General features: G+C 47.1%; 12 protein-coding genes. 1 reads left to right on the top strand and 11 read right to left on the bottom strand.

Annotated features, from left to right (window positions below):
• Positions 1-25 precede the first annotated feature (25 nt).
• Positions 26-1,351 carry an IS4 family transposase gene (locus AC6I8U_RS22485; RefSeq protein ID WP_498018591.1) on the bottom strand — a complete coding sequence of 442 codons (1,326 nt, stop codon included), beginning with the start codon at positions 1,349-1,351 and terminating at the stop codon, positions 26-28.
• Positions 1,352-1,578: 227 nt separating this feature from the next.
• Here AC6I8U_RS22485 and AC6I8U_RS22480 point away from each other — a divergent pair, with 227 nt between their 5' ends.
• On the top strand, positions 1,579-3,375 hold the full coding sequence (locus AC6I8U_RS22480; RefSeq protein WP_498018601.1) for a choice-of-anchor I family protein: 1,797 nt from the start codon (positions 1,579-1,581) through the stop codon (positions 3,373-3,375).
• A gap of 57 nt (positions 3,376-3,432) precedes the next feature.
• On the opposite strand, the gene AC6I8U_RS22475 is transcribed toward AC6I8U_RS22480, so the two are convergent.
• From AC6I8U_RS22475 to AC6I8U_RS22430, 10 genes are all read right to left on the bottom strand, one after another.
• Positions 3,433-3,972: a GNAT family N-acetyltransferase gene (locus AC6I8U_RS22475; RefSeq protein ID WP_498018600.1), complete on the bottom strand. Its 540-nt coding sequence runs from the start codon at positions 3,970-3,972 to the stop codon at positions 3,433-3,435.
• A 176-nt stretch (positions 3,973-4,148) separates the two neighbouring features.
• Positions 4,149-5,339, bottom strand: coding sequence for a mannose-6-phosphate isomerase, class I (gene manA, locus AC6I8U_RS22470; protein ID WP_498019633.1), 1,191 nt, complete (start codon positions 5,337-5,339; stop codon positions 4,149-4,151).
• A 278-nt stretch (positions 5,340-5,617) separates the two neighbouring features.
• Complete coding sequence (gabT, locus tag AC6I8U_RS22465; RefSeq protein WP_498018599.1) at positions 5,618-6,892, bottom strand: 4-aminobutyrate--2-oxoglutarate transaminase; 1,275 nt, start codon at positions 6,890-6,892, stop codon at positions 5,618-5,620.
• A gap of 25 nt (positions 6,893-6,917) precedes the next feature.
• A complete protein-coding gene (locus AC6I8U_RS22460) occupies positions 6,918-8,345 on the bottom strand; it encodes an NAD-dependent succinate-semialdehyde dehydrogenase (protein WP_498018598.1) in 1,428 nt (475 codons plus the stop codon).
• 81 nt (positions 8,346-8,426) lie between these two features.
• Entirely contained in the window at positions 8,427-9,509 is a 1,083-nt protein-coding gene (gene aguA, locus AC6I8U_RS22455; RefSeq protein WP_498018597.1) for an agmatine deiminase, read from the bottom strand.
• An 11-nt stretch (positions 9,510-9,520) separates the two neighbouring features.
• Positions 9,521-10,387, bottom strand: coding sequence for an N-carbamoylputrescine amidase (gene aguB, locus AC6I8U_RS22450; protein ID WP_234497318.1), 867 nt, complete (start codon positions 10,385-10,387; stop codon positions 9,521-9,523).
• 97 nt (positions 10,388-10,484) lie between these two features.
• Complete coding sequence (locus AC6I8U_RS22445; RefSeq protein WP_498018596.1) at positions 10,485-11,762, bottom strand: NAD(P)/FAD-dependent oxidoreductase; 1,278 nt, start codon at positions 11,760-11,762, stop codon at positions 10,485-10,487.
• Between the two features lie 31 nt (positions 11,763-11,793).
• Entirely contained in the window at positions 11,794-13,278 is a 1,485-nt protein-coding gene (locus AC6I8U_RS22440; protein ID WP_498018595.1) for an aldehyde dehydrogenase, read from the bottom strand.
• A gap of 26 nt (positions 13,279-13,304) precedes the next feature.
• Positions 13,305-13,862 carry an HTH-type transcriptional regulator PuuR gene (gene puuR / locus AC6I8U_RS22435; RefSeq protein ID WP_042470741.1) on the bottom strand — a complete coding sequence of 186 codons (558 nt, stop codon included), beginning with the start codon at positions 13,860-13,862 and terminating at the stop codon, positions 13,305-13,307.
• 16 nt (positions 13,863-13,878) lie between these two features.
• A complete protein-coding gene (locus tag AC6I8U_RS22430) occupies positions 13,879-14,625 on the bottom strand; it encodes a gamma-glutamyl-gamma-aminobutyrate hydrolase family protein (protein WP_498018594.1) in 747 nt (248 codons plus the stop codon).
• Between the last annotated feature and the right edge of the window lie 67 nt (positions 14,626-14,692).

Below are 14,692 nucleotides of genomic sequence, written 5' to 3'. Positions count from 1 at the left end.
GCGAGAGCCCAGGCTCTAATGCCGTTCACTTAAGGTGAGCGGCATTGTTTTTTCTAGGGTATCGGCATGGTTTTTTCTTCACTACTCTAGGGAAGGATCTTTCCCGTCTTGGCTCTAATATTAAACTCTCGCTTATTGAGTAAAAGTTCTGGAGTTGCCTAGGTATTGCTCCTGGTGACGAATATGGAAGGCCTACTAGTAAGCGCATAATATGGGCTAATGCACCGTTGAAGCTTAGTTGGTATGGCAGGTAATCTCCATTCAACGTGTGACACATTTGAACCATTTGATACCTGACCAAGTTATACGTTAGCAAGATCCCCCATAGCTCCTGCTTCACTAATTCTGGAAGTCGACTTCTTAGTGTAAGTCGGTTGCCAAGCATATATTGTTTTTGTTCTCTGTATCCGAGCTCAATTTCCCAGCGGTATCCATAAAGACCAACTATGTCTGACTTTGGGTAAAGCATCGGGTCGGTCATTGAGGTAAGAACATCATATGACTTGCCATTCTTGACCTTCGTGATTAGACGGACAACAACTTCTCGTTCTAGCGTTGGCCATTTCTTGCGAGCTTGCGGATTACTCTTCAGTTTAATGAGTTTATCTTGTCGACCAAGGGACTGAACGACTTCGTAATTTAATCCCTTTTTCATTGGGATGAGCCAATGTCGATTTACACCTTTAGCGCTCCACTCTTGAAGTAACCCAAGAGAGTAAAAGCCTTTATCGAAAAGGGTTAGACTGTTATCGGGAGTCGTTTCTATTAGTTGCTCGGCCAGCGTCATTTCATTCACGGTATAACAGCCGAAAGCGCTGCCTGTTATTAGATGACTGCTTAGTTCCATCTGGCACACCATACGTAGCTGAGGGTACTGTGTTTCTTTACCATCACGATTGGTAGGCTTTGCAAAAGCCTCGGCGTTATCATTAGTATCTTCTGTTCGCCACAAAACCCCATCAACACCAAGCAGTGTGAGTCCGTTCCAGTTGGGTAGTCTTGCATGCTCAAACCAATGCCTTTGCGTACACTTAAATAGGGCTTTAGCCGCGGATTCACCGAGATTTTTTCTACGCTGTGTCAATGCACTCGGGGCAACAAACGGTTTACCTGAACGGTCGACAATATCAAGCATATTGGCGATATCAGCCATAGATTTGTCGTTATAAATAGCCATTCCGACCAAAAGCCATGCCATCGATTCCAAAGTCAGTTTTCGCTTTCTAAGAGTGACTGTGTCTGTCAGCTCATAGGCATCTTTGATTAGCTCAATCGGTAGGAGGTCTGCGAGAGTTTCGACTTGATTCGGTTTGTAGTTATTTATGATATCGAGGGCTTGAGAAACGTGCATAAAAAAATCCGATAAACAGGGTCTATCGGATTTTTACACACTGGAGGGATCATTCAATTGATCTGCCGATTAATGTTTAACTGATCGGCATTAGAGCCCAGGCTCTCGCTTTGTTTTATTCCCTTGTTTGCTGTCAAATATGTCATTTAATCAGATGGTTATAATATCGACATAAAACTGTCATACCACTTCTCTACAGTCGGCGAGTCTACTTTCAAGGAGGAAACATGAAACACACACTCGCACTATCTGCAATAGCTCTAACAACATCAGCCTTAATAGGATGTTCTTCTAACTCACCAACATCCACTACCACCAGCTTTTCAGCGGTTGAGTCATACAACATCCAGTGTACAACTCGCATCGAACCTCAGCCGAGCGAAATGTCGGTAAGCGGCCTAACTTTGGTCGGCACTTCAATAGCAGACGCGCCATTTGGCACATCAGCAGCCGAGATCGTTAGCTATGACACCTGTACCGACAAGCTATACGTCGTCAACGCGCAGGGAAAGAAGGTTGACGTTCTATCGCTTTCAGAAAGTGGCGAGCCTAGTGCGCAAGGTCAAATCGATCTAACCTCAGCAGCGACTCAGTCTGGCGTTGCAATCGGCGCAGCAAACAGCGTGTCCGCGCACCAAGGTCTGGTTGCGGTCGCCATTGAAAACGAAAACAAGCAAGAACCAGGCATCATCGCACTGTACCGCTCAGACTCTCTTGAGCTGATCACCACCTACCCAGCAGGTGCATTGCCAGATATGGTCAGTTTTTCAAAAGATGGTCAATACATCGCAGCAGCTAACGAGGGTGAGCCTAACGCCGATTACTCCATCGATCCTGAAGGGTCTGTTACCTTAATCGACCTGAAAAGTGGACCACTCGATGCGGTTGTCACTCAGATTGATTTCCGTGAGTTCAATGAGGGCAACGCCCGTCATGGTGAACTGTCTTCAGACGTTCGTATCTCCCATCCGAACGCAACCGTCGCGCAAGACCTGGAGCCTGAATATCTAACCTTTGATAACAATGGTCAGTTGTTTGTCGCTCTGCAAGAAAATAATGCTCTGGCTTCGATTGATGTCAGTGCAAAACGAGTCACAGGCATCTATGGACTGGGTGGTAAATCTTGGCAGGACGCTAAACTCGATGCGTCAAACAAAGACAAGATGGTCGGCAATCTTCAAAGCTACCCAATGCTAGAAGGGCTGTACATGCCTGACAGCATCGCCAGCTACACGGTTGACGGACAGACTTATATCCTCACCGCAAATGAAGGCGACGGTAGAGAGTATGGCTTTGATACCACACAACAAAAGTGCGATGAGTTAGGTTACAAGTGGGATGGCGACGAAGACCAGTCGAAAGCTGATTATCAATCGAAACAAGACTTCTGTATCGCCTATATTGATGAAGTACGTGGTAAAAAGCTAAAGGTTGCTGATAACCACCCGCTTGCCGCAGCACTCAAAGACAACAAGCAACTTGCGCGCTTAAAGGTGATTAAACCTGAGGGTGAACTAGCCGCCGATCAGAAAGTGCAGGCATTTGGTGCTCGTTCGTTCTCTATTTGGAATGATAAGGGCGAAAGGGTGTATGACAGCGGCGACGAGTTTGCCAATATTGTCCTGATGAACGACAACGTCAACTTCAACAGCACCAATGACAACAACGACTCTGCGGATGACCGCAGCGATGACAAAGGCGTTGAGCCAGAAGCAATTGAAGTCGCATCGATCAATGATCGTCACTACGCCTTTATTGGGTTAGAGCGTCATGGTGGCATCATGGTTTACGACATTACCATACCAACTCAAGCACTGTTCGTAAGCTACGTAAACAACCGTGACTTCAGCCAACCTGTTTGTACCAAGGTGGATGATGGTGATTGTGACAACGACACCTACAATCCAAAAGCGGGCGATCTCGGTCCAGAGTCTATCAAGTACTTCACCAGGCAAGGTCAGCACTTTATTGCCGTGGGCAACGAAGTGAGTGGCACGACATCGGTATTCCGTATCGATTTCTAAACATAAAAAACGGCGCTTCACTTGAGGCGCCGTTTTTATTGCGATCCGATTTAGCGATTATGCCAATACACCACAGCCTTCACTCAGTTCTGCAGGTCGCTTCCAAGTATAAAGGTACTCATCTAGATACTTGCCACACGGCGATTCCATACGCTGCTTGAGCTCTCGATTTCCACCCAAAGATTCATAGAACTTAATTGCGTTAGCGTTATCTGCTAATACTTCAAGAAATACGCCGTTGTCAGGATAGAACTTCTCTGCCCACTCGACCGCTTGTATGATCAGTTGCTTGGCGATACCACGACGCTGCGCTTCGGGAGTAACGTGTAGATTATCGATGATAGTGCCGTAATCCACATTGTGATTACCAAAAAGACAGATAAAGCCCAATAACTTCCCGTCTTCTTCCGCAACCAATACGTGTTGGCTAAAAGGTGGATTGAGCAATCTTGTTTGCCAAATCAGTTGCTTATCTTCAAGTACGGTTTCATCAAGATAAGACTGACGCATGATGCCTTTATAGGCGGTTTGCCAACTTTCTGCATGAAGTTGCGCAACACTCTGAAAGTCAGCATATTCTGCTACTCTAAATTCCATTTTACAGTACCTAGTGCTTTAGTTTTTACATATCCTTAAATTACATACTAGTTATCTGTAACTAAATTGCAATCCATGCTGATTATCTTCTGTTCATTTGAACGTAAAAAAGGGAGATCTATCGCGATCTCCCTCAAATTGACTGGATAACGGCTTGTTTTTAACAGCTGACTACATCAGCAATACGCTCGAGCAAACTTACCTGAGCAGCTCACCTTATAACCTTTCGCAGATGCAGGGATAAATACCGATTGTCCACGCTCAATCGTCAGTATCTCGCCATCAGTATGCGTCAGTTCGACTGGCGCATCTAAAGCAAGAAGGATTTCAGGGGTGGTCACCGTTACCTCTCGGTTAACTTGATTGACGTACACACTAAACTTGAAGTCACCAACGGGTACTGGATAGTGCTCTGCGCCATTATCAAAGCTTGGTGCGGTTAGCAGTTCATCGCGAGCCTTTGGTTCAAAGATGGTGCAAGACGCCAGCTCTGCGACATCAATGTGCTTTGGTGTGAGCCCAGCTCTTAACACATTGTCTGAATTCGCCATGATCTCAAGCCCTGTGCCCTGACAATAAGCGTGCGGCGTACAAGCATGGAGGAACATGGCTTCTCCCGGCTCAAGAGTCAATACATGAAGCATCAACGGAGCGAACAGTCCAATATCTCCTGGGTATCGCTGTTCAAGCCACACAATGAGCTCAAAGGTCTCATTACCCGATTGGCTTTGAGCATAAGTCAAAAGCTTATCTAACGCGGCTTCTTTCTTGTGCCCCTCTAAGTTCAGCATTCGTACGAAAAAGCGTTCAAGCCCCTCAGCGTTTTGATTGGCTTTATAGCCTTCTACCATTTCCGACAGCTCTGCGATATCTAACGCTTCAAAGTAGCTCAGTATCTCTTGATAAGGTCGAAAACCGTTCATCGCTTGATAGCGCGTTAGAGCGTAGACCAACTCAGGCTTGTGGTTTGGGTCACGGTAGTTACGAGTGTCACTGCTTCTCGGAATCCCTTCACGGTCTTCTTTTGCAAAACCTTGTTCAGCCTGGCTTTTACTCGGGTGAACTTGAATCGACAGCGCACTTTTCGCCGCAAGGACTTTAAACAAATAAGGCAGCTCACCGAACTCTTGTTCGATCGACGCACTTAACACTGCCTCTGGATTCGCCGCTATCAACTGATCAAGACGAACTTGCTCGTTGTTTAGCGTGACATAAGAGCAACCGTTTGGATGGGCCCCCATCCAGAGTTCGGCTTGTGGTGTGTTTTCTGGGTTGTCGATACCGAGAAGCGCCGAGAACGACGTATCGCTGCCCCACGCATACGTTTGAATCACGTTACTCATCGGTAAAAAGTGCTGCTGTGTCATTGTATTCCAACCAAATTTCAAAGGGATCTTGATAGCCATCTGCGCCAAATCGCTATCAAGATCCGAATAAGTCACTGGGATCCTGTGAGGAGTCTAGATAATTTAACAGAACTACATTTATAACTATATAGTTTTGAATGTAGAAGAATATATAAATAAGCACCAGATCAAACTTTGAAAAAAATCACAGGAGAAAAAAGGTTGGAAGATCAAAAAAGCCCCCTCGGGCTCGAATCGAGGGGGCTTGTGTTATCGGAGCGAAAGTGGAGGTTTGGGGGTTACTTCGCTACATCCAGAATGATGGCTTCTAGCTTATCTAAGCCCTCTGCCAGCACATCTGATTCAATCGTCAATGGGGGAAGCAAGCGAATGACGTTTGCTTTCACACCACACGATAGCAAGATAAGGCCATTTTCTTGGGCTTTGGCGATCACTGCCTTAGTAACATCTTGCAAAGGCTTTTGTGTCTCTGGATCGGTGAACTCAATCGCCATCATTGCACCAATTGTTCGAATCTCACCAATGGCAGGTACCGTTTTTTGCAGCGCTGTCATGCGAGCATTGACGACTTCACCAATACCTTGAGCTTTCGCGCACAGCTGCTCTTCTTCGATGATCTTCAGAACTTCTAAGCCAGCAATACAGCCAAGTGGAGAGCCCGCATAAGTTCCGCCCAGACCACCCGGAAGTGCTGAGTCCATGACTTGTGCTTTACCCACAACCGCTGAGATTGGGAAACCACCAGCAATCCCTTTTGCCATAGTCATCAAATCTGGTTCGATACCAAGGTGCTCAGTGGCAAACATTTTACCTGTGCGAGCAAAACCCGTTTGAATCTCATCAGCGATCAACAAGATGCCGTGCTTGTCACAAAGTGCACGTACCGCTTCGGCAAAATCTTGAGGCGCTTGATAGAAACCACCCTCACCTTGAACAGGTTCAAAGATGATAGCAGCGACGCGACTTGGTTCGATATCACAAGCAAACAGATCCTCTAGCGCTTGTAAGCTATCTTGAGTGCTAATGCCGTGGAACGCATTTGGGTATGGCACGTGGAAGATCTCATTTGGGAAAGGACCAAAGCCCGCTTTGTAAGGGGCGATTTTGCCCGTCAGGCCCATAGTCATGTTAGTACGACCGTGGAAGCCACCTTTAAATGCGATAACACCGCTACGTCCCGTGTGCGCTCGCGCTACTTTTACCGCATTTTCTACCGCTTCCGCACCCGTGGTTAAGAAGATCGCCTTCTTTTCAGTATCACCAGGAGCAAGTTCAGTGAGCTTTTCTGCTAGCTCAACGAATGACTCGTAAGGCGTAACCATTGCACAAGTGTGTGAGAAATTCTCAATCTGCGCTTTCACCGCTTCTGTAATACGCGGATGAGAGTGGCCTGTGTTGGTTACAGCGATGCCCGCCGCGAAATCGATGTATTTGTTGCCATCGACATCCCAGACATGAGCGTTTTCTGCTTTTTCAACGTACAGTGGATACAGTGCGCCCATGCCCTGAGCGATAACCTTGCTTCTTCTTTCGTGTAGTTGTTGATTTTTCATTGTTTAATCCTTGATAAGTTATCGCTTAGTTGCCACCAAAACATAGGTATTTCACGTCCATATACTCGTCGATACCTTGCTTCGCGCCTTCACGTCCAATGCCTGATTGCTTAACACCGCCAAACGGTGCAACCTCAGTAGAAATAATGCCTTCGTTAATTCCAACCATGCCGTATTCCAGTGCTTCTGCGACTTTCCATACGCGGTGGATGTTTTGGCTGTAAAAATAGCTCGCTAGACCATAGATAGTGTCGTTTGCCATCTCGATAAGCTCTTCGTCTGTCTCGAAGCGAATCACAGGCGCAACCGGACCAAAGATCTCTTCTTGAACGATATCCATGCTGTGCTCAACATCTTTGAGCACCACTGGCTGCATGAAAAGACCATCTAGAGTTTTCAACGGTGTTACTGGTGTCGCACCTTGCTCAACCGCACGGTCGATCAGTGCTTGGATACCTTCTTTTGCACTTTCGTTAATAACCGGACCGATGTTCACACCTTCATCTAGACCGTTACCAATCTTAAGCTGTTGTACCGCAGCATCAAACTTAGCAACGAACTCATCATAGACATTGCTATGGACGTAAAAGCGGTTTGCACACACACAGGTTTGTCCAGCGTTACGGAACTTAGACGCCATGGCGCCTTGTACCGCGGCATCAATGTCAGCATCATCGAACACGATGAACGGTGCATTACCGCCAAGCTCCATAGAAGTACGTTTCACATCTTTCGCCGATTGCGCCATCAATACGCTGCCTACCTGAGTAGAACCAGTGAACGAGAGCTTTCTGATCAATGGATGCGAGGTAAAGATTGCGCCAATCTTACGAGAGCTTTCACCCAACACGACTTGTAATGCGTCTCTTGGGATACCCGCTTGATATGCAAGCTCAGCCACGGCAAATGCTGATAGCGGTGTAGAATCCGATGGTTTCACCACAAAGCTACAACCTGCTGCCAATGCTGGACCCGCTTTACGTGTGATCATCGCAATTGGGAAGTTCCAAGGGGTAATAGCAACAGCCACACCAATCGGCTGCTTGATGGTGACGACACGTTTATCCGCTGTTGGCCCCGGAATCGTATCGCCATAAGTGCGCTTAGCTTCTTCTGCGAACCATTCAATAAAGCTCGCCCCATAAAGCACTTCACCGGCCGCTTCTGCCAACGGCTTACCCTGCTCCATCGTCATGATTCGAGCAAGGTCATCTTTGTTTTCTAGAATAAGTTGGAACCAACGGTTCAGCAGACCAGCTCGAGTTTTAGCCGGCACTTTTGCCCACTCTTTTTGAGCCACGTGTGAGCGCTCAATGGCATCCATCAGTTCTGCTTCGCTTGAGCGAGGCGCGTAACCAACGATCTCTGCCGTTGCAGGATTTGTTACTTCAACAGCGTCATCCGCTGCCGTCACCATAAAGGACAGTAGGCTTTTGTTATCAATTTGCTGCATGGTGATTCCTTATGTTTCATCAACCCAGCGAGGGGCTGGGCGCTAATCTTTTAGCTGGTTTTCATTGAATAAGCAGACAAGCTATGCCGGTATCTGCTGCGTGATACAGTGAATATTACCCCCTCCAAGGAGGACTTCACGCGTCGGAATACCGACAATTTGGTAATCTGGTAATGCTTTTGCGAGTATTTCTTTGGCGATGTCGTCAAAGTCGCTATCTAGTAATGGCAGGAAAATATGCCCATTCACCATGAGGAAGTTGGCATACGATGCGCTTAAACGTTCCCCTTCTTGGCGATTCATGCCATCACTCGATTCAATCCCATTCGCTTCTTCATGAGAGTAGAACAAAGGTCCAGGTAGTGGCACCTTGATGACTTCAATCGGGCGACCTTTTGCATCTGTTTGTGAAGCTAGTGCCGCGAACGCTTCTCTTGAAAGAGAATATTGAGGATCGAATGGATCATCAGTCCAGCTCAGCACCACTTTCGCAGGCGCGACCACATGGATAAGGTTGTCTACGTGACCATCAGTCTCATCGTTAAATAAGCCTTTTGGTAGCCAAACCACCTTATCGATACCCAAATACTCGCGCAGTTGCGCTTCGATTTGTGATTTAGACAGACTCGGGTTTCGACCCGGACTCAATAAGCACTCTTCCGTCGTATACAAAGTACCTTCGCCATCGGTATGGATCGCTCCGCCCTCTAGTACAAACGGCGCACGGTAATGGTCAATGCCCATTACATCGCACACAGCTGCGGCGACCTTGTCGTCATCACTCCAATCCTCGTAAAGACCGTTGTACTCACCACCCCAAGCATTGAACTGCCAGCTCACTCCGCGTCTTTCTCCAGCCGAGTTAACAACCACCGTTGGACCAATATCTCGCATCCATGAGTCGTTAAACGACATCTCAACCAATTTGACAGAGCTGTTCAGCATGGCTCGAGCGGTTTCATATTGCGCGGAGCTCACTGCAATAGAGACCGTCACGACCTCAGAAATCGCATTGGCGACAGCTGCAAAGGTTTGCTGAGCGGGCTTGGCTTTGTTACGCCAGTTATCGCGGCGCTCAGGCCAAGCTAGCCATACTTCTCTAATTGGCTCGAACTCTGCTGGAAATACGAACCCATCTTGTCTTGGTGTTGTGGTGAGTTTCATCGGTCACCTCGTTACTTCGCTAGGCTCAGAACATCTTGATAAAGATCTGGGCGACGGTCGCGGAACAATCCCCATGCGTGACGTGCTTTTGTCGTCTCTTTAAGATCAATCTCTGCGTAGATGATCGCTTCGCCTTCACGCGGAGCTTCTGCTAGCTTGCCACCTGTGTGATCGGTGATAAATGAAGAGCCATAAAAAGTCGTCTCAATGCCGTCATCAACTTCAACACCCACACGGTTCGACGCAATCACAGGAACTAGGTTTGCTGCTGAATGACCTTGCATTGTGCGTTGCCAGTGATCGCGAGAATCAAGTGTCAGGTCTTGTGGCTCAGAGCCAATTGCCGTTGGATAGAAGATCGCTTCAGCACCATTCAATACTAGGCTGCGAGCTAACTCTGGGAACCATTGATCCCAACAAATACCTGCACCAAACGTACCGTACTTAGTCTTCCAAACCTTAAAGCCGGTGTCGCCAGGGCTAAAGTAGTACTTCTCGCTGTAACCAGGGCCATCTGGAATGTGAGACTTGCGATAGTTCTCTAGTACCGAACCATCAGCATCAATCATCACAAGGGAGTTGAAGAAAGTGTTGCCTGCTTTCTCAAAGTAGCTCACTGGAATCACTACATCGAGCTCTTTTGCGAGTGCGCTGAGTTCTTTGATTAGGCGACAGTTATCTGTCTCTTCTGCTAGCTCAAAGTACTTAGATTCTTGTTTTTTACAGAAATAAGGGGCAGCCATGAGCTCCTGTGGCACAATGACATTGGCACCATTTGATGCTGCTTCACGGATCGCACCTTTAATTTTCTCTAGGTTTGCTTCTAGGTCCCAAGTTTTCGTCAACTGAAGGGCAGCAAATTTGATTACTTTACTCATAGGATCTTCCTTTATCTCTTCTCAATTAGGGCTGACTGAGTGCCTGTCATTGCAGGCACTTCTTTTTGTCTAGTAGTGTCTTTATATTTTTTTGGGATTAGATTGCGAGTTTGTCGCGCAAGTTATAGTACGCCGCACCCATCGCCGTGAAAGGAATCGCGAAATGGCGACCGCCAGGGAAGGTTACGTGCGTAAGGTCGGCGAAGGCATCAAAGCGTTCAGCGTGACCCGATAGCGCTTCAGCGAGCAGTTTTCCTGCAAGGTGCGTACAAGTCACACCATGGCCGCTGTAGCCTTGCAGGTAGTAGATGTTGTCAGCAAAAGAGCCAAACTGCGGCATACGGGAGTAAGTCAGCAGGAAGTTACCCGTCCACTTGTAATCAATGCCGATACCTTTTAGTTGCGGGAAGATCTTTTCCATCTTCGGACGAATCAAGGCTTCAATGTTCTCTGGGTCACGTGCGCCGTATACTACGCCACCACCAAATAGCAGGCGTTTATCGGCACTTAGACGGAAGTAATCTAATAAGTAGTTACAGTCTTCAACACAGTAATCTGATGGCAGGATATCTTTCAACATCGCTTCTGATAACGGTTCAGTAGCCACAACTTGAGTACCACAAGGAATCGCTTTATTACTGATGTTTGGTGCCAAACCACCCAAGTACGCATTTCCTGCTAGGACAATGTACTTCGCTTTTACGCTGCCTTTTTCTGTGTGAGCAACAGGGTTTACGCCTTTCTCCACGCGAGTTACGCCGGATTGCTCAAAGATTTGACCACCGAGAGCTGTAATAGCAGCAGCTTCTCCAAGCGCAAGTTTTAGTGGGTGAATGTGACCACCACTCATGTCGAGTAGCGCGCCTTTATAAGCTTTTGTACCGACCGTAGCTTCAACTTCACTTGCATCCAGTAGGCTTAGCTTATCGTTACCGTAGCGTTCCCAATGTTTCTTATGCTCTTCCAAGCCTTTCATCTGCTTGTTGTTTAGTGCAGTGAACATACCGCCTTGTTTGAAGTCACAATCGATGTTGTGTTTGTCAATAAGACCGCGAATGATGTCGCCACCTTCGAAAATCATGTCACACAGAGCTTTTGCTTGCTTCTCACCGTAGCGGCTTTCAATGACATCTACATCGCGGCTATAACTATTTACAATCTGACCGCCGTTGCGACCTGTAGCACCAAAACCAACCTTGGCATTTTCCAATACGACGACTTTGAAGCCTTTTTCAGAAAGATGCAGCGCTGACGATAGTCCCGAGAAACCTGCACCAACCACGCAAACATCACATTCGATATTATCTTGTAGTTGTGAGTACTCACTTACATTCTGAATCGAGTGAGCGTAGTATGAATCTGTATGTTTATTCATAGTTCTATTCCTTGTTGTTACAGCTTCGGGCTTAAGGTTGGAGACGAATCCACGTCGTTTTGGTTTCGGTAAATTTTTCAATGGCATGGATAGACTTATCACGTCCGTTACCACTCATTTTGAATCCACCAAATGGGACGGTCATATCGCCCTCGTTGTAGTTGTTCACCCACACTGATCCCACCTCTAATTGCTTAGCGACGCGGTGTATGCGATTGACGTTATCACTCCATAAAGCCGCACCTAGCCCGTACTGAGAGTCGTTGGCAATGGCAATGGCTTCTTCTTCTGTTTTAAATGGAATGACACAAAGAACAGGTCCGAATATCTCTTCTTGGGCAACACGCATGCTATTATCGACGTTGTCTAGGATCACAGGCTCAACAAATGCGCCCTGACCTTCAACATCACCGCCGCAGCGAACCACAGCGCCGGCTTCTTGGCCCAGCTTTACATAGTCGAGTACTTTCGCTTTATGCTCGCGGTCGATTAACGCACCCATGGAAGACGTTGGGTCCATCGGGTCTTTTGGCATAAAGCCTTGAGCGGCACTGATGACCTTATCGATGAACACGTCTTTAATGCTTTCATGTACTAGCAGTCGGGTAGCGGCAACGCAGACTTCACCTTGGTTGTAGAAGCATCCCGCCGCTGTTTCTGCCGCAGCTCTATCTAGGTCAGCGTAATCTTCAAATACGATATTGGCATTCTTACCGCCAGCTTCCGCCCACACTCGTTTCAGGTTAGTTTCACCCGACGCGATCATCAGATGGCCCGCAACACGTGTTGAACCAGTAAACGCAATGCAGTCTACCCCTTCGTGACGAGCTAGCGCTTCGCCGGCTTCATGACCGAAGCCCGTAATCACTTGGAATACACCAGCAGGGATCCCTGCTTCATTGGCGAGTTTGCCGAGGAAAATGGCCGTCAACGAAGACTTTTCAGACGGTTTAAGGATAACGCTGTTCCCAGCTGCCAATGCCGGACCTAGCTTCCAGCAGCCAATCCACAATGGGAAGTTCCAAGGCACCACGGCCGCAACCACACCAATGGCTTGGTGAGACACGAACGCGTGTACGTCTTTCTCGGTTGGAGCGACTTCGCCGTACACTTTGTCGATAGCCTCTGCATACCAACGGATGGACTTAGCAGCGCCTGGGATGTCTGTTGAGACACTATGAGAAATAGGTTTACCCGTATCAAGGGTTTCAAGTAGTGCTAACGCTTCGACGTTCTCGTCGATGAGGTCAGCAAACTTGGTCAGGATAGATTTTCTGTGTGCTGGAGAGCTTTGACTCCATTCGCCCTTTTTAAAGGCTCTTTTCGCGTATTCAACGGCAAGATCGACGTCGGCAGATTTACAGCGAGCAATGTTCGCGATGATCTCATCCGTGGCAGGGTTGACCACTTCAAGTGTCGTTTCATCAACAGCGGCAGTGTATTCGCCGTTAAGAAAAGCGCGCTGTTCAATTACCTGCGCCTCTCGTTGTTCAATCCATTGTTGTTGCGTTTTCATACGCTCTCCTTGGTTACCTCAAGGCGCTAGAATGCTTTTGGTGTATGAGCACTTATCATTCTGCAAGCCTTATCGGAGTAATTAGTAAATTTGTGTGGGATGGTCGTGTCAATAACATAGGATTCGCCTTCTTTGATTAGATAGGTTTCACCGTTGTACTCTAGTTCGACTTCACCGCTCAATACGGTGCCGACTTCCTCTCCGTCATGCTTAATATTGGACGCTCCTGTTGTGCTTTTTGGAGCGTATTCCTCTATCAAAAATCCAATTTCTTGTTTGTTGCTGCCGTTGTTGACCAGTTTCATTGATACCGTTTCACTGCCGATTTCAATCAAGTCTTCCGGCTTAATCACAACCTTCACTTCTTTGTTTTCTTGCTGCTCCAGAGTAAAAAACTCTGAAAGTGACAAGGAAAAAACGTTCACTATTTTTTGCAGAGAACTCACCGAAGGACTCACTTTGGCATTTTCAATGGATGAGATAGCACTATGTGTAATGCCTGCTCGCTCTGCCAGTTCTCGTTGTGAAAGTCCGCGCTCTTTTCTTAGTTGAGCAATATTTTTACCAATCTGGTGGTTGTCCATGCATTCAGCCTCTAAATTACTGGGAAGCTGACATAATAAATTCTTTAAACAAAATTTGTGAGAAATGATTGTTTTTTGCTTCCCATTCTGGGTGCCACTGCACGCCAACAAAGTATTTTTGCCCCGGCAAGCTAAATGCTTCAATAAGACCATCCGGTGCTTTTGCTTCCACTTTTAGTACTGAACCGAGCTGTTTAACCCCTTGGTTATGAAGGGTATTGACCTCAAACTTGCTGGTATCTTCCCATTTGGCATTCACCAGCCACTCTTTAAATACACCGTCACCTTCAACGAATACTGGGTGAGCGGGTGCGTATTTCTCAGTAAAGTCTTTCGACTCGTTTTCACGGTGATCTTGATATCCTGATTCATGTACCGCCGGATCTAAGCTACCACCCAGTGCCACGTTCATTTCTTGGAAGCCGCGACAAATACCTAGACATGGGATGTTCATATCAATCGCACGGCGAATCAGTTGAATGGATAGCTCATCACGCGCTTCATCTTTCTTCTTCTCTTCATGACTGCCGTTATAACGGTGTGGTGCTACATTAGAGTGACTTCCCGGAAACAGTAGCCCGTCACAAACAGCCAGTATTCTGTCTAACTCATCCGCTTCTATAGCTGATGGCAAGATGATTGGTGTACCACCGAAATCTTTTACCGCTTGTAGGTAGAACTCATTCAATGCCTGTATTTGATAGCCAGCGAGCTCTTTCTTACAGCTTACGAGTCCTATTATTGGTTTTCTTACCTCAGACATTGTCACACTCACGTTCGATTTATTTAACAAAAACCGTACAACCCACGTACATAATTATCAACACTGG

The sequence above is a fragment of the Vibrio sp. KUL80 genome (assembly GCF_059725495.1).
The sequence above is the reverse complement of the archived record's forward strand: the minus strand, read 5'-3'. Positions and strand labels throughout refer to the sequence as shown.

What these genes read in the sequence shown, in the direction of transcription:
- AC6I8U_RS22440 (WP_498018595.1), bottom strand. Translation starts at nt 13,278, where the DNA reads ATGAAAACGCAACAACAATGGATTGAACAACGAGAGGCGCAGGTAATT.
- aguB (WP_234497318.1), bottom strand. Translation starts at nt 10,387, where the DNA reads ATGAGTAAAGTAATCAAATTTGCTGCCCTTCAGTTGACGAAAACTTGG.
- puuR (WP_042470741.1), bottom strand. Translation starts at nt 13,862, where the DNA reads ATGGACAACCACCAGATTGGTAAAAATATTGCTCAACTAAGAAAAGAG.
- AC6I8U_RS22480 (WP_498018601.1), top strand. Translation starts at nt 1,579, where the DNA reads ATGAAACACACACTCGCACTATCTGCAATAGCTCTAACAACATCAGCC.
- AC6I8U_RS22445 (WP_498018596.1), bottom strand. Translation starts at nt 11,762, where the DNA reads ATGAATAAACATACAGATTCATACTACGCTCACTCGATTCAGAATGTA.
- AC6I8U_RS22460 (WP_498018598.1), bottom strand. Translation starts at nt 8,345, where the DNA reads ATGCAGCAAATTGATAACAAAAGCCTACTGTCCTTTATGGTGACGGCA.
- manA (WP_498019633.1), bottom strand. Translation starts at nt 5,339, where the DNA reads ATGACACAGCAGCACTTTTTACCGATGAGTAACGTGATTCAAACGTAT.
- AC6I8U_RS22475 (WP_498018600.1), bottom strand. Translation starts at nt 3,972, where the DNA reads ATGGAATTTAGAGTAGCAGAATATGCTGACTTTCAGAGTGTTGCGCAA.
- aguA (WP_498018597.1), bottom strand. Translation starts at nt 9,509, where the DNA reads ATGAAACTCACCACAACACCAAGACAAGATGGGTTCGTATTTCCAGCA.
- AC6I8U_RS22430 (WP_498018594.1), bottom strand. Translation starts at nt 14,625, where the DNA reads ATGTCTGAGGTAAGAAAACCAATAATAGGACTCGTAAGCTGTAAGAAA.
- gabT (WP_498018599.1), bottom strand. Translation starts at nt 6,892, where the DNA reads ATGAAAAATCAACAACTACACGAAAGAAGAAGCAAGGTTATCGCTCAG.
- AC6I8U_RS22485 (WP_498018591.1), bottom strand. Translation starts at nt 1,351, where the DNA reads ATGCACGTTTCTCAAGCCCTCGATATCATAAATAACTACAAACCGAAT.